Genomic DNA, 17,318 nt, shown 5'->3' on the forward strand with positions numbered 1-17,318 from the left:
TCAATTCACCTACGATCTAGGCAAAGTTAATATTTCATAACCAGCTGCCGTTATAGCAACCGTATGTTCGAAATGAGCACATAGGGTACGATCCGAAGTGACGACAGTCCAATCGTCTTCGAGTGTTTGGACAAATCTTTCGCCAACAACCACCATGGGTTCAATGGCTAGGACCATGCCTGGTTTGAGCCTGGGACCTTTGTCAGGAATACCATAGTTCGGAATTTGAGGTTCTTCGTGAAGATCCGTTCCAATACCATGACCGACATACTCTATAACCACGGAGAAGCCTGCGTCTTCAATACAAGTTTGGATTGCATGCGACAACGTGTAGAGTCTAGCATCCGGTTTAGCTTCTGCTATGCCACGATAGAGTGATTCTTCTGTTACTTTCAGCAAACGCTGAGCAGTTTCAGAAATTTCACCGACAGGATATGTCCAAGCAGAATCTCCATGATAACCTTTATATTGAGCACCAATATCAATACTGATAATGTCGCCCTCAACGAGCTTTCTTGGACCAGGAATACCATGAACTAATTCTTCGTTGACTGAAGCACATATGCTTCCAGGAAAACCATTGTAACCTTTGAAAGATGGAATTGCTCCCTGACTGCGAATGAATTCCTCTGCGATCTGATCAAGTTCTTTCGTTGTAATGTTCGGACTAATCGCCCTTGCCAATAAGCGGTGCGTTTCGGCTACGATACGACCAGCTTCTCGCATTAGGTCTAGTTCAACCTCGGACTTACAAATGATCATTACGCTAGACCTCGTAGCAGTGAGCTAATTTGTTCAGTTACCGCATGAATGTCTTGTTCCCCGTTAACCTCACGCAATAATTCCCTCTTTTGGTAGTAATCCAGAAGCGGAGCCGTTTTGTTGATATATTCATCCAAACGTGTTCCGACTTTCTCTTCCGTATCATCAGATCGTTGGTACAACTCACCGGAACATTTATCGCATACGCCTTCTTGCTGAGGTGGGTTGAAGATGACATGATACGTAGAACCACAGGATTTACAAATTCTTCGGCCAGTTAGTCGTGCTAACAGATAACTGCGATCAACAGCTAGATTGATAACAATCTCAATCTTCTTACCAAGCGAATCTACGATTTCAGACAATGCATCTGCTTGAGCTACCGTACGCGGAAACCCATCAAGCAAAAATCCTTTATCGCAATCCGGCTGAGCAATACGCTCTTTCACAATACCGTTCGTAATTTCATCAGGAACTAAAAGGCCCTTATCAACATATCCTTTTGCTTCGATACCCATTGGAGTACCTTGGCTCATAGCTGCGCGGAACGCGTCGCCTGTCGAAATATGTGGAATTTGAAACTCGGAAACGATTTTCTCTGCTTGCGTACCTTTGCCTGCACCAGGAGGCCCCATAAATATTACGTTCACAATTAAAACCTCCCCATCGCACTCGGCATTACGAACAGCACAATAGGTGCCGATGTCGCAGAACTTGCCCCATCAGAACCTATTAGCTATTTATTGATGAACCCTTTGTAATGACGCTTAATCAATTGGCTCTCGATTTGCTTCATTGTCTCAAGACCAACGCCTACTACGATAAGTAAAGATGTACCACCTATTTGAACCGAACTAGGCAATCCAGCAAGTCCTCCAAACAACATTGGAAGAATAGAAATTGCTGAGAGAAACAGAGCTCCAGAAAGAGTAATTCTAGTCATTACGCGTGTCAGATAAGTTGAAGTTGTTTTACCTGGTCTGATACCTGGTATGTAACCGCCATTCTTCTTCATCTGATCAGCCATTTGAACTGGATTAATTTGTACGAAGGTGTAGAAGTAGGTGAAACCAATAATCAGCAGTACATAAAGTACAATCGCTAATGGTGCAGTTTGGTTAATACTCAAGTTGTTAATAATCCATTCTGCAACTACATTTCCTCTCCAGTAACTTGCAATGGTTGGAGGAAACATCAATAGGGACAATGCGAAGATTACAGGGATAACACCAGCAGCATTCACTTTAAGTGGAATGTGTGTTGTTTGCCCACCATACATTTTACGGCCAACTACTCGCTTCGCATATTGTACAGGTATCTTGCGGACACCTTGTTGTACGAATATAACGCCAGCAATAATCAGGATAACAACTAATGCAATAATGATAAGTTTTACAATGTTCAGGAACAACGCTCCATCGGTTGCAAAGAGTGACTTGTAGATTTGTTGAATGCTTGTTGGAATCGCAGAGACGATCCCAGCAAAGATGATTATGGAAATACCGTTACCGATTCCGTACTCCGTGATTTGCTCACCTAGCCACATCAAGAAAGCTGTACCAGCGGTCAATACGATAGCGATTAAAGCGAAAGTTGTAAAGCCGGAATCAATTACTAAACCACTGTATAGGCGGTTAAAGCCGATTGATAAACCGAAAGCTTGAATCAACCCTAGAACAATCGTACCGTAACGAGTCACCTGCGTCATTTTCTTTCTTCCGACATCTCCTTCTTTCGCCCATTGCGCAAAACGCGGGATGACATCCATGGACAAAAGCTGAACAATGATCGAAGCCGTGATATAAGGCATAATTCCCATCGCGAAGATGGAGAATTGGAAGAGCGCGCCGCCGGAGAACGTGTTAAGCAAACCAAAGACATCGCTCTGATTCGCTTGATCTTGAAGTTTCAAAACATCTGTATTAATGTTTGGAACCGGGATAAACGCTCCCAAACGGTAGACGATTAGCAAGATAAGCGTGAAGAGAATCCTTCTGCGTAAATCTTCTACTTTGAAGATGTTGGCTATGGTATTGAACATTAAATCACCTCGGTTTGACCGCCGGCAGCTTGGATTTTCTCAATCGCTGATTGAGAGAACTTGTTCGCTTTAACGGTTAATTTTACTGTGATTTCACCGTTTCCTAAAATCTTAATACCGTCTTTAGGAGCTTTAACAATACCAGTCTCCATTAATACTTCTGGAGTTACTTCAGTACCAGCTGCGAAGTTGTTCAAATCTTCAAGATTAACGATCGCGTACTCCGTACGGAAACGGTTCGTGAATCCACGTTTAGGTAAACGACGGTACAATGGGTTTTGTCCACCTTCAAATCCAGGACGAACGCCTCCACCGGAACGTGCGTTTTGACCTTTATGTCCGCGAGATGATGTTTTACCCATACCACTACTTGTTCCACGTCCAACACGTTTAGGTGATTTACGAGCGCCAGTAGCAGAGCTTAGCTCATGTAACTTCATCGTTGCACACCTCCTCTAGATCTTAAATTCTTATTTCTATGCTTCGATTTCTTTAACTTCTACCAAATGGCTCACTTGATTAACCATACCTCTGATAGCTGCATTATCTTGGTGAAGAACAGTTTGGTTCAACTTACGAAGACCAAGCGTTTTCACAGTAATGCGTTGCGTTTCAGGGCGGCCGATCAAGCTGCGTTTTAGGGTAACTTGTAATTGTTTAGCCATGTTTACCCCTCCTAACCTAATAGCTCTTGAACAGTTTTACCGCGAAGCTTTGCAACTTCTTCCGCTTTTTTCAAGCGGCTCAAGCCTTCAAGCGTAGCGTTAACCATGTTCATGGAGTTCGATGAACCTAGGGATTTTGTCAAGATATCGCCTACACCAGCAAGTTCAAGTACTGCACGAACTGGTCCGCCTGCGATAACACCTGTACCTTGGGATGCTGGTTTCAATAGAACGCGTCCCGCGCCAAATTTACCAGTAACAAGGTGAGGAATCGAAGTGCCTACGATAGGAACATGGATCAAGTTCTTTTTCGCATCTTCAATGCCTTTACGGATTGCATCTGGAACTTCGGAAGCTTTACCGATTCCTGCACCAACCCAGCCATTGCCATCGCCAACGACAACAAGTGCGCTGAAGCTGAAACGACGTCCGCCTTTTACTACTTTAGCTACGCGATTAATATTTACGACTTTTTCTGTTAGCTCTAAAGTATTAGGATCTACACGCAAGTCTTTTACCTCCTTATTAATGTATTTCTAGAATTCAAGTCCAGCTTCACGAGCTGCATCAGCCAATGCTTGAACACGTCCATGATAAAGGTATCCACCGCGGTCGAAAACCACTTGAACTACACCTTTTTCTTTCGCACGTGCTGCAATCAATGCGCCAACTTTACGAGCAGCTTCAACGTTTCCACCGTTACCTACTTCACTTTTAAGCTCTTTATCTTGAGTTGATGCAGCAACGATAGTTGCACCTGTTGTATCGTCGATAAGTTGAGCATACATATGTTTGGAAGAACGGAAAATGTTCAAGCGTGGGCGAAGAGTTGTACCTTCAATTTTCTTACGAACACGAAGGTGTCTTTTCAGACGAGCTTTGTTTTTATCGCTTTTAGTAATCATCTATACTTACACTCCTTTCATCATCTTATGATGCGAGGCTTATGCTTTCGCAGAAAGTTTTCATTCGAAAACTCTTAGCTATTACCCGCGATCTTACGATCTTATTTCTTCTTACCAGCTTTACCTTCTTTACGAAGAATGCGTTCGCCTTCGTACTTGATACCTTTACCTTTATACGGCTCTGGTTCACGTACGGAACGAACTTTCGCTGCCATTGCGCCAACTAGCTCTTTATCAATACCTTTAACGATGATTTTCGTGTTCGTAGGAACATCGAACTCAATACCGTTCTCAGGATTGATCTCAACTGGATGGGAGTACCCAACGTTAAGAACTAATTTGTCACCGCTTTTGTTTGCACGGTAACCAACGCCTACTAGATCCAACGATTTCGTGAACCCTTCCGTAACACCACTTACCATGTTGGCAACAACACTACGTGTTGTACCATGCAGGGAACGGTGGAGTTTGTTATCGGAAGGACGCTCAACGGAAATCTCGTTATCTAGAACGTTAACTTTCATATCAGTATGAAGTACACGGGATAGGGAACCTTTAGGTCCGCTAATCGTGATTTGAGTATTGTCTAGTGTTACATTTACACCACTTGGAATGGTGATTGGCTTACGACCAATACGAGACATGTTTGCACCTCCATTCAATTACAATTGTATTACCAAACGTAGCAGATAACCTCTCCGCCAGCTTTGGATTGACGAGCATCTTTATCCGTCATAACTCCTTGAGACGTGGAGATGATGGCAATCCCTAATCCGCCCAGAACACGAGGGACTTCTTGTGATTTAGTGTAAACGCGTAGACCTGGTTTCGAAATTCTTTTCAAACCAGAGATAACACGCTCATTGTTTGAACCATATTTCAGGAACAAACGAATGATACCTTGTTTGCTATCTTGAACGTACTCAGCATCACGGATAAACCCTTCTTTTTTAAGGATTTCAGCGATTTCCCTCTTCACTTTTGAAGCTGGGATTTCAACTGTCTCATGACGTACGATGTTCGCATTACGAATGCGTGTTAGCATATCTGCAATTGGATCTGACATGACCATTTTGTGTAAACCTCCTTCCCGAAAATAGGGTGATTACCAGCTTGCTTTTTTCACGCCTGGAATCTGACCCAAGTGTGCTAATTCGCGGAAACAAATCCGACAAATTTTGAACTTGCGAAGCACTGAATGCGGACGACCGCAGCGCTCACAACGTGTGTATGCTTGCACTTTAAACTTCGGGGTACGTTGCTGTTTGACTTTCATCGAAGTTTTTGCCACTTAATATAACACCTCCTGATAGGTACAACTGGTAACCTATTTTACGAAAGGCGCCCCGAGTTGTGTTAAAAGCTCGCGAGCTTCCTCATCGGACTTAGCCGTCGTTACGATAACAATATCCATACCACGAACTTTATCGATTTTATCATACTCAATTTCAGGGAAAATGAGTTGTTCTTTCAAACCAAGTGTGTAGTTACCGCGACCATCAAATGCTTTGTTGGAAATACCGCGGAAGTCACGTACACGTGGAAGTGATACGTTAAATAATTTATCCAAGAAGTGGTACATACGCTCGCCACGAAGAGTTACTTTCGCACCAATCGGCATGTTTTCACGAAGTTTAAAACCCGCGATCGCTTTTTTGGATTTTGTTACAACTGGCTTCTGACCAGAGATTTTTTGAAGATCTTCAACTGCAGTATCAAGTACTTTGGAGTTCGAAACAGCTTCACCAACACCCATGTTGATGACAACTTTCTCGATTTTAGGCACTTGCATAACTGTTGTGTAGTTGAACTTTTGAATTAATGCTGGTGTAATTTCGTTCAAGTAACGATCTTTCAATCTTACTGCCATGATCTAGTTTCCTCCTTTCCATACATGTGTGTATTAGTCGATAACTTCGCCGGATTTTTTCGCGATACGAACTTTCGTTCCGTTATCCAATACTTTGTATCCTACGCGAGTAGGTTTGCCGCTCTTAGGATCAATCAGCATCACGTTAGAAACGTGGATCGCAGCTTCTTGATTCAAGATACCGCCTTGTGGGTTAAGTTGGGATGGTTTCGCATGTTTCTTAACCATGTTTACACCTTCAACAAGAACACGATTTTGACGTGGGTAAGCAGCGATAACGCGGCCTTTCTTACCTTTGTCTTTGCCAGTGATAACGAAAACAGTATCGTCTTTTTTCACGTGCAATTTATTGTTATGAGACTCAAGTCTCTTTTTAAGTCTTGGCATTAGCTTCTACACCTCCTGGGGTTCTCCGGTTCGGAAAACAACATCGTAACACGTCTTAGATAACTTCTGGAGCCAAGGATACGATCTTCATGAAGTCTCTATCGCGAAGTTCGCGAGCAACTGGTCCGAAGATACGAGTACCACGTGGGCTCTTGTCTTCCTTCACGATAACAGCTGCATTCTCATCAAATGAGATATATGAACCGTCTTTACGGCGAGCACCGCTCTTCGTACGAACGATAACTGCTTTAACAACGTCACCTTTTTTGACAACGCCACCTGGTGTTGCTTCTTTTACTGAACATACGATCAAATCACCAATGTGACCAACGCGACGACCAGTACCACCCAAAACGCGGATACACATTAATTGTTTCGCACCTGAGTTGTCAGCGACAGCCAAACGAGTAAATGGTTGAATCATCGTATTCCCTCCTTTCGGGGTTCATATCTAGAATATTAGATAACAACTGCCACTTCAAGAATTTCAACCAGTCTCCAGCTTTTATCTTTGGACAACGGTCTAGTTTCACTGATTTTCACAGTGTCACCAATCTTAGCTTGGTTGTTTTCATCATGTGCTTTGAATTTTTTTGTTGATTTAATTCTTTTGTGGTAGAGTTCATGTTTTTTGTAAGTTTCAACAGCAACAACAATGGTTTTATCCATTTTATCGCTGACAACTTTACCGATCAGAACTTTACGATCGTTACGTTCAGTCATCTAAGGAACACTCCCTTCTAGATTTGGTTACCCAATACCCAGTTCTCTTTCACGCAAAATAGTCTTGGCACGAGCGATCTCTTTACGCAAATCACGAATCTGAGTCGGGTTGTCCAATTGACCAGTAGCTAGTTGAAAACGGAGGTTAAAGAGTTCTTCTTTAAAACCATTAACTTTTTGCTCGATTTCAGCAGTGGTTAAGTTCCGGAATTCACTACCCTTCATTTGCTTCACCGCCTACTTCTTCTCTTTTCACGAACTTCGTTTTGATTGGAAGCTTGTGAGCCGCAAGACGCATTGCTTCACGAGCAACCTCTTCGCTTACACCTGCTAGTTCAAACAAAATTTTGCCCGGTTTTACAACAGCAACCCATTTTTCCACGCTACCTTTACCACTACCCATACGAACTTCAAGCGGCTTTTGTGTAACTGGTTTTGCTGGGAAAATTTTAATCCATACTTTACCGCCACGTTTGATGTAACGTGTCATGGCAATACGAGCTGCTTCGATTTGACGGTTGGAAACCCAAGCCGGTTCAACTGCTTGCAGACCATATTCGCCAAAAGCAACTTCCGTTCCGCCTTTAGCGCGACCTTTCATGTTACCGCGGTGTTCTTTACGGTGTTTTACACGTTTAGGTACTAACATGATTTAATTTCCTCCTTCCGGCTGAGCCTTTTTCTTAGCTGTCGGAAGCACTTCTCCACGATAAATCCATACTTTTACACCAATACGTCCATAAGTAGTAGCTGCTTCAGCTGTACCATAGTCAATATCCGCACGAAGTGTATGAAGTGGAACAGTTCCTTCGCTATATCCTTCCGTACGAGCAATCTCAGCACCGCCAAGACGTCCGCTAGTTGCAACTTTGATACCTTTTGCTCCGGATCTCATCGTTCTTTGCATAGCTTGCTTCATAGCACGACGGAATGAAACACGACGTTCCAATTGAAGTGCAACAGCTTCAGCTACTAGGATAGCGTCAAGATCTGGGTGTTTGATTTCAGAAATGTTGATATGAACTTTTTTGTTCGACATAGCTGCGATGTAGTTACGAATAACTTCAACTTCAGCTCCGCCTTTACCAATAACCATTCCTGGCTTAGCAGTATGAATCGTTACGTTAACACGGTTAGCCGCGCGCTCGATATCGATATGGGAAACTGCAGAATCTTTAAGTTTATTCTTTAAGTATTCGCGGATTTTGACGTCTTCAAGCAGCAGAGTTCCGAAATCTTTTTCTGCAAACCATTTGGACTCCCAATCACGAATGACACCAATTCTAAAACCTATCGGGTGTACTTTCTGACCCACACGTTACCCCTCCTTATTTTTCAGATACCACGATTGTGATGTGGCTGGTACGTTTTTTGATCGCGCTAGCGCGGCCCATTGCACGTTGTTGGAATCTTTTCATTGTTGGCCCTTGATTTACGAAAGTCTCGGAAACAACAAGTTTGTTCGGATCTAGTGAATAGTTATGCTCTGCATTGGCAATTGCGGAATTTAATAGTTTCTCCAGAATTGGAGAAGCTGCCTTTGGTGTATGACGCAAAATTGCGATCGCTTCACCTACCGCTTTTCCCCGAATCAAGTCAACAACTAGCTTTGCTTTACGAGGAGCAATCCGAGCGTGGTTCAATATTGCTTTAGCTTGCATGGTAGTACCTCCTCTCGGTTAAAAATGAATTAACGTTTTCCGGTTTTCTTATCGTCATCGTGACCTTTGTACGTACGTGTTGGAGCAAATTCACCAAGCTTATGCCCAACCATATCTTCCGTTACGTATACTGGCACGTGTTTTCTTCCGTCATATACTCCGAAAGTGTGACCAACGAATTGCGGGTAAATTGTAGAACGACGGGACCACGTTTTTACAACAACTTTCTTTTCCGCAGTATTCAAGTCTTCTACTTTTTTCAGTAAGTGTCCATCAATAAAAGGACCCTTCTTTAAGCTGCGACCCATGGGTGTTCCTCCCTTCCTTGAACCTCAAGAGAATTCATATATCCTAGATTACTTCGTACGACGACGTACAATGTATTTATCGGATGCTTTACCTTTTTTACGAGTTTTGAAACCAAGCGTCGGTTTACCCCATGGTGACATAGGTGATTTACGTCCGATTGGTGCGCGTCCTTCACCACCACCGTGTGGGTGATCATTCGGGTTCATAACAACCCCACGAACTTGTGGACGATTGCCTTTCCAACGATTACGTCCTGCTTTACCGATTTTCACTAGTTCGTGATCTTCGTTACCAACAGAACCGATTGTTGCGCGGCAAACTTTTAGAACTTTACGAACTTCACCAGAAGATAGGCGAATTGTTACATATGATTCTTCTTTACCAAGCAATTGAGCTTCTGTACCAGCAGCGCGCACTAATTGTGCACCTTTACCAGGTTTCAACTCAATGTTGTGGATAACTGTACCAACTGGAATGTTTTCCAATGGAAGTGCGTTACCTACTTTGATATCAGCTTGTGGTCCAGAAACGATACGATCATCCACTTTAAGACCTTTAGGAGCGATGATGTATGTTTTTTCGCCATCAGCATAATGAATCAATGCGATGTTCGCGGAACGGTTAGGATCGTACTCAACTGTAGCAACGCGTCCTGGTATTCCATCTTTAGTACGTTTGAAATCGATGATACGGTATTTACGTTTGTGTCCACCACCATGGTGACGAACCGTAATTTTACCTTGGTTATTACGACCAGCATGCTTGAACAAAGGAGCAAGCAATGATTTCTCGGGTGTTGATGTTGTGATTTCTTCAAAAGTAGAAACCGACATCGCACGACGAGCTGGTGAGGTTGGTTTGTATTTTTTAATTGGCACTCTGTTTCCTCCTTACTTTGAGAAGTGGATTATACTGTTTCAAAGAATTCCAATTCTTTGCTTTCTGCGCTCAAGGACACGATAGCTTTCTTCCAGATGGAAGTATAACCAGAGTGTTTGCCATAGCGTTTAGGCTTAGCTGGCATTCTCAATGTGTTTACATTTGTAACTTTTACTTTGAAAATAGCTTCGATAGCTTGTTTAATTTCTGTTTTGTTAGCGCGAAGATCCACTTCGAAAACATACTTTTTGTTAGCCATTAGGTCGCTTGTACGCTCAGTGATGATCGGGCGCTTGATAATGTCGCGTGGATTTTTCATTGTGCAAGCACCTCCTCAACTTTCTGTACAGCCTCTTGCGTTAAGATCAATTTGTCATAAAGCATGACATCAAGAACGTTAACTCCATCAGCAGCAACAAATTTCACACCTGGGATATTACGAGCAGATAAAGCTACATTGGAGTCGTTAGGAACGCCTACAACTAGTACTTTAGTATCTACTTTCAGGTTGTTCAGAATTGCAACGAATTCTTTCGTTTTCGGAGCATTCATTTGTAGTTGATCCAGAACGATCAAGTTGTTATCGATAAGTTTCGAGGACAAAGCGGATTTGATCGCTAAGCGACGAACTTTTCTTGGTAATTTGAAACCATAGCTACGAGGAGTTGGTCCGAATACGGTACCGCCGCCTTTCCACTGTGGAGCACGAATACTACCTTGACGAGCACGACCTGTTCCTTTTTGTTTCCAAGGTTTACGACCACCGCCGCGAACTTCTGAACGACCTTTTGTTTTGTGTGTTCCTTGACGCACAGCTGCTTGTTGCAAAAGAACAGCTTCGTGAATCGCATGAACGTGAGGTTCAATTCCGAAAACAACATCAGACAGTTCAACTTCTCCTACCTGAGCACCTGTTACATTATATAAAGCTACTTTTGGCATCTGTCTTCCTCCTTTCTTACTTTTTCACAGCAGACTTCACGCTAACATAGCTGTTTTTAGGACCCGGAATGGAACCTTTAACTAGCAATACGTTACGATCAGCATCTACTTTAATGATTTGAAGATTTTGAAGTGTTACCGTTTCATTACCCATATGTCCTGGCAATTTCTTACCTTTAGGAACACGGTTTGCTTGAATGGAACCCATGGAACCTGGTCCGCGGTGATAACGTGATCCGTGTGCCATTGGCCCAGTGGATTGGTTATGTCTTTTGATGTTACCTTGGAAACCTTTACCTTTGGAAGTACCCGTTACATCAACGAATTCGCCCTCTGTGAACAGATCTGCTTTCAGTTCTTGACCAACTTCATAGTCACCCAACTGAATGCCACGAATTTCTTTAACGTAGCGCTTAGGCGTTGCCCCTGCTTTTTTCGCATGGCCAAGCTCTGGTTTAATGATACGACTAGCTTTCACATCATCAAAACCGATTTGGATCGATTCATAACCATCGTTATCCACATCTTTCTTTTGCAGTACCACACATGGTCCTGCTTGAATGACAGTTACCGGAACAACATTACCCTCCGGAGTAAACAACTGTGTCATCCCAAGTTTTTTCCCTAAGATACCTTTCATCGTTGACACCTCATTTCCTTCCATTGTTAACTCTATAGTTGTTTACAGTTTGATCTCGATGTCAACGCCAGACGGTAAGTCTAGACGCATTAGAGCATCAACTGTTTGTGGTGTTGGATTCACAATATCGATTAGACGCTTATGCGTACGCATCTCGAATTGCTCACGCGAATCCTTGTACTTGTGCACCGCACGAAGAATCGTGATGATTTGCTTCTCTGTCGGAAGCGGAATCGGACCGGATACACCTGCACCGGAACGCTTGGCAGTTTCCACGATTTTCTCAGCTGATTGATCAATAATTCTGTGATCATAAGCCTTCAAACGGATACGAATTTTTTGCTTTGCCATTTAAAAGTCCCTCCTTCTATCGCCCAATTTATTATCGGACATACTCCGCGAAAATTCTCCAACAGCCATCCCCATGGCAAAGGGGCCTGGTGTGTCGGCAACCTTTCGCATCATCGCAACGTCACAGACCAACGTTTAATATTATATAAAATTATAAAACGAAAAGCAAGTGAAATTTTAGGCATATACACAAATTTATTTACACGCGATTTTCTCTTCTATATAAGTAACCATCCGTTGTCGTTTTCTGAATCCGTTTCTACATTATAATAAAAGATTATTATTAAAACCACTGCATTCTGTTTCCAATCGAAGTTAGCCGTATAGCTGTACAAACTTAGCAGCGGATATTAATAAAACAAAAAACATCCACCGATAAATCGGTGGATGTTCGATCTCTCAAAGAGAGATTACTTTTGAATTGTAGCAACCGCGCCCGCACCAACTGTACGTCCGCCTTCACGAATCGCGAAGCGTGTTCCTTCTTCGATTGCGATTGGGTTGATAAGTTCTACAGTAACTGTGATGTTATCACCTGGCATAACCATCTCAGTACCTTCTGGAAGGGAGATGATACCCGTTACGTCAGTTGTACGGAAGTAGAACTGTGGACGGTAACCAGTGAAGAAAGGCTTATGACGGCCACCCTCTTCTTTAGTTAGAACGTAGATTTGAGCTGTAAAGTTCGTGTGTGGTTTAACTGAACCCGGTTTCGCAAGAACTTGTCCACGCTCGATATCTTTACGATCAACACCACGAAGCAATGCTCCGATGTTATCGCCAGCTTGAGCGGAATCAAGCAATTTACGGAACATCTCTACGCCTGTTACAACGCATTTACGAGTTTCTTCCGCGATACCAACGATTTCAACTTCTTCTTGAACTTTAACAGTTCCACGCTCTACACGGCCAGTAGCAACTGTTCCACGACCAGTGATTGAGAATACATCCTCAACTGGCATAAGGAAAGGCTTATCTGTTTGACGCTCAGGTTGTGGGATGTAAGTATCAACTTGCTCGAATAGCTCGATGATTTTGTCAGCCCAAGGACCATCTGGGTTTTGAAGAGCTTCACGAGCTGCTCCACGGATGATTGGAGTATCATCGCCTGGGAACTCATATTCGTTAAGAAGGTCGCGAACTTCCATCTCAACCAATTCAAGCAACTCTTCGTCTTCAACCATGTCACATTTGTTAAGGAATACCACGATGTAAGGTACGCCTACTTGACGGGAAAGAAGAATGTGCTCACGCGTTTGTGGCATAGGGCCATCAGCTGCGGATACAACTAGGATAGCGCCGTCCATTTGAGCAGCACCTGTGATCATGTTTTTAACATAGTCAGCATGTCCTGGGCAATCTACGTGTGCGTAGTGACGGTTAGGAGTTTCGTACTCAACGTGAGCTGTGGAAATTGTGATACCGCGCTCGCGCTCTTCTGGTGCTTTATCGATTTGGTCGAATGCTACTGCAGCTCCACCGTATCTTTTGGACAATACTGTTGTGATAGCAGCTGTCAAAGTTGTTTTACCATGATCGACGTGACCAATAGTTCCGATGTTAACATGCGGTTTGTTACGTTCAAATTTAGCCTTTGCCATTTTAAACGATTCCTCCTTAGAATAACTAATATTTTTATATTAAGCGCCTTTGCCTTTTGCAATAATTTCTTCTGCAATGGACTTAGGTACTTCTTCATAATGCGAAAGTTCCATAGAGTAAACACCACGGCCTTGTGTTCTTGAACGAAGTGTTGTGGAATATCCAAACATCTCGGACAAAGGCACTTTAGCACGGATGACTTGTGCTCCATGACGGCTATCCATACCTTCGATACGTCCACGACGGGAGTTAAGGTCACCCATAACATCGCCCATGTACTCTTCTGGTACAGTAACTTCAACCTTCATGATTGGCTCAAGAAGAACCGGTTTACATTTTTCCTTAGCTGCTTTAAGTGCCATGGAACCCGCGATTTTGAACGCCATTTCATTGGAGTCAACATCATGGTACGATCCATCAACAACTGTAGCTTTGATATCCACAAGCGGGAATCCTGCGATTACACCATTCTTCATGGACTCTTCGATACCAGCTTGAATAGGTGCGATATATTCTCTTGGAATAGATCCGCCCACAACTTTGTTTTCGAAGACAAAACCTACGCCAGCTTCTTGCGGTTCGAACTCAACCCAACAATGACCGTATTGACCACGACCACCGGATTGACGAACGAATTTACCTTCAACTTTAGCTGCTGCACGGAATGTTTCACGGTAAGCAACCTGTGGTTTACCAACATTGGTTTCTACTTTGAACTCACGAAGCATACGGTCAACGAGGATCTCAAGGTGAAGCTCACCCATACCTGCGATGATCGTTTGTCCTGTTTCTTCGTCTGTGGAAGCACGGAAAGTCGGATCTTCTTCTGCAAGTTTTTGCAATGCGATACCCATTTTATCTTGGTCGGCTTTCGTCTTCGGTTCAACAGCAAGCTGGATAACCGGTTCAGGGAAGACCATTTTCTCAAGAATAACTGGGTGTTTCTCATCACAAAGTGTATCACCAGTTGTTGTATCTTTCAATCCAACAGCCGCGGCGATGTCACCAGCGTATACAATGCTGATCTCTTGACGGCTGTTCGCATGCATTTGCAGGATACGACCAACACGCTCACGTTTTCCTTTTGTCGCATTAGAGACATAGGAACCGGAGTTCAAGGTACCAGAGTAAACACGGAAGAAAGTAAGACGACCAACGAAAGGATCTGTCATGATTTTGAACGCAAGTGCTGAGAACGGTTGATCGTCAGCAGACTTACGAATCACTTCAGTACCATCGTCAAGTACACCTTTAATATCAGGTACATCAAGTGGTGAAGGAAGGTAGTTAATAACCGCATCCAACATCAATTGTACACCTTTGTTTCTGTAAGAAGACCCTACGATAACTGGGAAGATTTTCACTTCACAGACACCTTTACGTAGAGCTGCTTTGATCTCATCAACAGTTAGTTCTTCACCCTCGAGGTACTTCATTGTAAGCTCTTCATCAAGCTCAGCAACTTTCTCGATTAGTTCTAAACGCAGTTCTGCAACTTGATCTTTGAACTCAGCAGGAATTTCAACTTTCTCGATATCCTTACCAAGATCGTCTTTGTACATATATGCAACTTCATCAACTAAATCGATGATACCTTTGAAATCATTCTCAGCACCGATCGGAAGTTGAATAGCAACTGCATTTGCACCAAGTTTTTGACGCATGGATTCAACTACTTGCAGGAAGTCTGCACCGATGATATCCATTTTGTTTACGTAAGCAATACGTGGAACATTGTATTTATCAGCTTGTCTCCAAACTGTTTCGGATTGAGGCTCAACGCCCTCTTTCGCACTAAATACACCAACTGCTCCATCTAACACACGAAGGGAACGCTCTACCTCAACGGTAAAGTCAACGTGCCCTGGGGTATCAATAATATTGATGCGGTGACCTTCCCATTGCGCAGTTGTAGCGGCGGAAGTAATCGTGATTCCGCGCTCTTGTTCCTGCTCCATCCAGTCCATCGTAGCTGCACCTTCGTGCACCTCTCCGATTTTATGAACTTTACCAGTGTAGTACAAAATACGCTCTGTTGTTGTCGTTTTACCAGCATCGATATGAGCCATGATCCCGATATTACGTGTGTTCTTTAAGGAGAACTCTCTAGCCATAGGTCGTTATGTCTCCTTTCTCTTAATTATATTTGAATTCTACCAACGGTAGTGAGCGAAAGCTTTGTTAGCTTCAGCCATTTTGTGTGTATCTTCACGTTTCTTAACGGAAGAACCCGTGCTATTGCTAGCATCAATAATTTCATAAGCCAATCTTTCTTCCATCGTCTTCTCACCGCGAAGACGGGAATAGTTAACCAACCAACGCAAACCTAATGTCGAACGACGGTCAGGTCTAACTTCGATAGGCACTTGATAGTTTGCTCCACCAACACGGCGAGCTTTAACTTCTAGTACTGGCATAATGTTTTTGATAGCAGCTTCAAACACTTCCATCGGCTCTTTACCTGTACGATCTTTCACGAGGTTAAAAGCGTTGTATAGAATCGTTTGTGCTACCCCTCTTTTTCCATCAACCATAATGCGGTTAATAAGACGAGTAACTAGTTTGCTATTATAAATAGGATCTGGCAATACGTCTCTGCGAGTAACTGGACCTTTACGAGGCATAGTTATCCCCCTTTCTTATAAGAATCATTCCTGATTATTATCTCTTATTTTTTAACTTTCGGACGTTTCGTACCGTATTTGGAACGGGATTGCTTACGGTTGTTAACACCGGAAGTATCAAGAGCTCCACGTACGATGTGATAACGTACCCCTGGAAGATCTTTAATTCTACCACCACGGATCAATACAACGCTGTGTTCTTGCAGGTTGTGACCGATACCTGGGATGTAAGCTGTCACCTCTACGCGGTTCGTTAAACGAACACGTGCGTATTTACGAAGTGCGGAGTTAGGCTTCTTAGGAGTCATAGTACCTACACGCGTGCAGACACCACGTTTTTGAGGAGCGCTCAAATCCGTTGCTTCTCTTTTCAAAGCGTTAAAACCTTTTTGCAAAGCTGGTGATTTGGACTTCTCCACCTTCGCTTGACGACCTTTACGTACTAGTTGGTTAATTGTTGGCATATCGCCACCTCCTCCCTACATTCATAACATGATGTGCTTCTTGCAAGCCCACAGATCCAGGCGAGTCATAAATGAGCAAAGAGAAAGTCTTTGTTATGGATAGCTGTCAAAGTCACTAGTACTTACGCTAGCTTGTTCCACCAACAAAAACGTCTTTAGCACTTATTCATTTACAACAGCTGCTACCGCAGCTCCAACTTCAATTCCACATGCTTTACCTAGCATCTTCATAGAATCTACGTAGGTTACAGGCACACCCTTCTGCGTACAGAGAGCTACCAGATTTATCGTCAATCGCGGATCTGCATCTTTAGAAACAAAAACTTCTATCGCCTTACCTTGCTCGACTGTTTTTGTAACTTTCTTCGTGCCTACACATCTATTCTTGGCCTGTTTGACTATTTCATAAGACATTAGGCACCCCCTTCAAAGAAAGGAAAGAATATCGACTTAGGCACACTTCGATATATTAGCATTTTGATCAGCTAGTGTC

At 43.1% G+C, this 17,318-nt stretch carries 29 protein-coding genes; all 29 read right to left on the minus strand.

The features are described 5' to 3' along the window. Window positions 1-9: 9 nt before the first annotated feature. On the minus strand, window positions 10-762 hold the full coding sequence (gene map / locus J2736_RS32335; protein WP_310502663.1) for a type I methionyl aminopeptidase: 753 nt from the start codon (window positions 760-762) through the stop codon (window positions 10-12). Then, on the minus strand, window positions 762-1,412 hold the full coding sequence (locus J2736_RS32340; protein ID WP_310502664.1) for an adenylate kinase: 651 nt from the start codon (window positions 1,410-1,412) through the stop codon (window positions 762-764). The genes map and J2736_RS32340 overlap by 1 nt, the downstream gene beginning before the upstream one ends. 86 nt (window positions 1,413-1,498) lie before the next feature. Next, entirely contained in the window at window positions 1,499-2,803 is a 1,305-nt protein-coding gene (secY, locus tag J2736_RS32345; RefSeq protein ID WP_310502665.1) for a preprotein translocase subunit SecY, read from the minus strand. Then, entirely contained in the window at window positions 2,803-3,243 is a 441-nt protein-coding gene (rplO, locus tag J2736_RS32350; protein WP_310502666.1) for a 50S ribosomal protein L15, read from the minus strand. Before rplO ends, secY begins: the two co-directional genes overlap by 1 nt. A gap of 36 nt (window positions 3,244-3,279) precedes the next feature. Further along, window positions 3,280-3,468, minus strand: coding sequence for a 50S ribosomal protein L30 (gene rpmD / locus J2736_RS32355; protein WP_310502667.1), 189 nt, complete (start codon window positions 3,466-3,468; stop codon window positions 3,280-3,282). 11 nt (window positions 3,469-3,479) lie between these two features. Next, window positions 3,480-3,977 carry a 30S ribosomal protein S5 gene (gene rpsE, locus J2736_RS32360; protein ID WP_056618277.1) on the minus strand — a complete coding sequence of 166 codons (498 nt, stop codon included), beginning with the start codon at window positions 3,975-3,977 and terminating at the stop codon, window positions 3,480-3,482. 27 nt (window positions 3,978-4,004) lie between these two features. Then, window positions 4,005-4,373 (minus strand): 50S ribosomal protein L18, encoded by a 369-nt coding sequence (gene rplR, locus J2736_RS32365; protein ID WP_057313450.1) that lies wholly within the window; start codon window positions 4,371-4,373, stop codon window positions 4,005-4,007. Between the two features lie 101 nt (window positions 4,374-4,474). Beyond that, window positions 4,475-5,017, minus strand: coding sequence for a 50S ribosomal protein L6 (gene rplF / locus J2736_RS32370; RefSeq protein WP_310502668.1), 543 nt, complete (start codon window positions 5,015-5,017; stop codon window positions 4,475-4,477). A 29-nt stretch (window positions 5,018-5,046) separates the two neighbouring features. Then, window positions 5,047-5,445: a 30S ribosomal protein S8 gene (gene rpsH, locus J2736_RS32375; RefSeq protein WP_028557481.1), complete on the minus strand. Its 399-nt coding sequence runs from the start codon at window positions 5,443-5,445 to the stop codon at window positions 5,047-5,049. A 33-nt stretch (window positions 5,446-5,478) separates the two neighbouring features. Beyond that, the gene (locus J2736_RS32380; protein WP_028557482.1) at window positions 5,479-5,664 is read right to left on the minus strand and encodes a type Z 30S ribosomal protein S14; all 186 of its coding nucleotides are present in this window, start codon (window positions 5,662-5,664) and stop codon (window positions 5,479-5,481) included. 36 nt (window positions 5,665-5,700) lie between these two features. Continuing rightward, on the minus strand, window positions 5,701-6,243 hold the full coding sequence (gene rplE / locus J2736_RS32385; RefSeq protein ID WP_056618284.1) for a 50S ribosomal protein L5: 543 nt from the start codon (window positions 6,241-6,243) through the stop codon (window positions 5,701-5,703). Between the two features lie 33 nt (window positions 6,244-6,276). Then, complete coding sequence (gene rplX / locus J2736_RS32390) at window positions 6,277-6,630, minus strand: 50S ribosomal protein L24 (RefSeq protein ID WP_081787661.1); 354 nt, start codon at window positions 6,628-6,630, stop codon at window positions 6,277-6,279. A 55-nt stretch (window positions 6,631-6,685) separates the two neighbouring features. Then, window positions 6,686-7,054, minus strand: coding sequence for a 50S ribosomal protein L14 (rplN, locus tag J2736_RS32395; RefSeq protein ID WP_028557485.1), 369 nt, complete (start codon window positions 7,052-7,054; stop codon window positions 6,686-6,688). A 35-nt stretch (window positions 7,055-7,089) separates the two neighbouring features. Further along, window positions 7,090-7,353 carry a 30S ribosomal protein S17 gene (rpsQ, locus tag J2736_RS32400; protein WP_028557486.1) on the minus strand — a complete coding sequence of 88 codons (264 nt, stop codon included), beginning with the start codon at window positions 7,351-7,353 and terminating at the stop codon, window positions 7,090-7,092. 27 nt (window positions 7,354-7,380) lie between these two features. Then, the gene (gene rpmC, locus J2736_RS32405) at window positions 7,381-7,578 is read right to left on the minus strand and encodes a 50S ribosomal protein L29 (RefSeq protein ID WP_028557487.1); all 198 of its coding nucleotides are present in this window, start codon (window positions 7,576-7,578) and stop codon (window positions 7,381-7,383) included. Then, window positions 7,568-8,002 (minus strand): 50S ribosomal protein L16, encoded by a 435-nt coding sequence (gene rplP, locus J2736_RS32410; protein WP_028557488.1) that lies wholly within the window; start codon window positions 8,000-8,002, stop codon window positions 7,568-7,570. The genes rpmC and rplP overlap by 11 nt, the downstream gene beginning before the upstream one ends. A gap of 3 nt (window positions 8,003-8,005) precedes the next feature. Then, window positions 8,006-8,668: a 30S ribosomal protein S3 gene (gene rpsC / locus J2736_RS32415; protein WP_028557489.1), complete on the minus strand. Its 663-nt coding sequence runs from the start codon at window positions 8,666-8,668 to the stop codon at window positions 8,006-8,008. 13 nt (window positions 8,669-8,681) lie between these two features. Continuing rightward, window positions 8,682-9,014 carry a 50S ribosomal protein L22 gene (gene rplV, locus J2736_RS32420; RefSeq protein ID WP_028557490.1) on the minus strand — a complete coding sequence of 111 codons (333 nt, stop codon included), beginning with the start codon at window positions 9,012-9,014 and terminating at the stop codon, window positions 8,682-8,684. Window positions 9,015-9,043: 29 nt separating this feature from the next. After that, entirely contained in the window at window positions 9,044-9,322 is a 279-nt protein-coding gene (gene rpsS, locus J2736_RS32425; RefSeq protein WP_068661880.1) for a 30S ribosomal protein S19, read from the minus strand. Window positions 9,323-9,370: 48 nt separating this feature from the next. Further along, the gene (rplB, locus tag J2736_RS32430; RefSeq protein ID WP_068661879.1) at window positions 9,371-10,201 is read right to left on the minus strand and encodes a 50S ribosomal protein L2; all 831 of its coding nucleotides are present in this window, start codon (window positions 10,199-10,201) and stop codon (window positions 9,371-9,373) included. Window positions 10,202-10,230: 29 nt separating this feature from the next. Then, window positions 10,231-10,521, minus strand: coding sequence for a 50S ribosomal protein L23 (rplW, locus tag J2736_RS32435; protein WP_056618288.1), 291 nt, complete (start codon window positions 10,519-10,521; stop codon window positions 10,231-10,233). After that, window positions 10,518-11,144: a 50S ribosomal protein L4 gene (gene rplD, locus J2736_RS32440; RefSeq protein WP_028557494.1), complete on the minus strand. Its 627-nt coding sequence runs from the start codon at window positions 11,142-11,144 to the stop codon at window positions 10,518-10,520. The genes rplW and rplD overlap by 4 nt, the downstream gene beginning before the upstream one ends. A 16-nt stretch (window positions 11,145-11,160) precedes the next feature. Next, window positions 11,161-11,784, minus strand: a complete 624-nt coding sequence (rplC, locus tag J2736_RS32445) for a 50S ribosomal protein L3 (protein WP_057313454.1) — start codon at window positions 11,782-11,784, stop codon at window positions 11,161-11,163. 42 nt (window positions 11,785-11,826) lie between these two features. Next, the gene (gene rpsJ / locus J2736_RS32450; protein ID WP_028557496.1) at window positions 11,827-12,135 is read right to left on the minus strand and encodes a 30S ribosomal protein S10; all 309 of its coding nucleotides are present in this window, start codon (window positions 12,133-12,135) and stop codon (window positions 11,827-11,829) included. 410 nt (window positions 12,136-12,545) lie between these two features. Continuing rightward, window positions 12,546-13,736: an elongation factor Tu gene (tuf, locus tag J2736_RS32455; RefSeq protein ID WP_310502669.1), complete on the minus strand. Its 1,191-nt coding sequence runs from the start codon at window positions 13,734-13,736 to the stop codon at window positions 12,546-12,548. Between the two features lie 39 nt (window positions 13,737-13,775). After that, window positions 13,776-15,851, minus strand: a complete 2,076-nt coding sequence (gene fusA / locus J2736_RS32460; protein WP_310502670.1) for an elongation factor G — start codon at window positions 15,849-15,851, stop codon at window positions 13,776-13,778. Window positions 15,852-15,890: 39 nt separating this feature from the next. Then, window positions 15,891-16,361, minus strand: a complete 471-nt coding sequence (gene rpsG / locus J2736_RS32465; RefSeq protein ID WP_028557499.1) for a 30S ribosomal protein S7 — start codon at window positions 16,359-16,361, stop codon at window positions 15,891-15,893. Between the two features lie 44 nt (window positions 16,362-16,405). Further along, window positions 16,406-16,825, minus strand: a complete 420-nt coding sequence (gene rpsL / locus J2736_RS32470) for a 30S ribosomal protein S12 (protein ID WP_189018538.1) — start codon at window positions 16,823-16,825, stop codon at window positions 16,406-16,408. A 162-nt stretch (window positions 16,826-16,987) separates the two neighbouring features. Beyond that, window positions 16,988-17,239 (minus strand): ribosomal L7Ae/L30e/S12e/Gadd45 family protein, encoded by a 252-nt coding sequence (locus tag J2736_RS32475; protein WP_310502671.1) that lies wholly within the window; start codon window positions 17,237-17,239, stop codon window positions 16,988-16,990. Window positions 17,240-17,318: the final 79 nt, after the last annotated feature.

The organism is Paenibacillus qinlingensis (genome assembly GCF_031455095.1).
GTDB lineage: Bacteria > Bacillota > Bacilli > Paenibacillales > NBRC-103111 > Paenibacillus_E > Paenibacillus_E qinlingensis_A.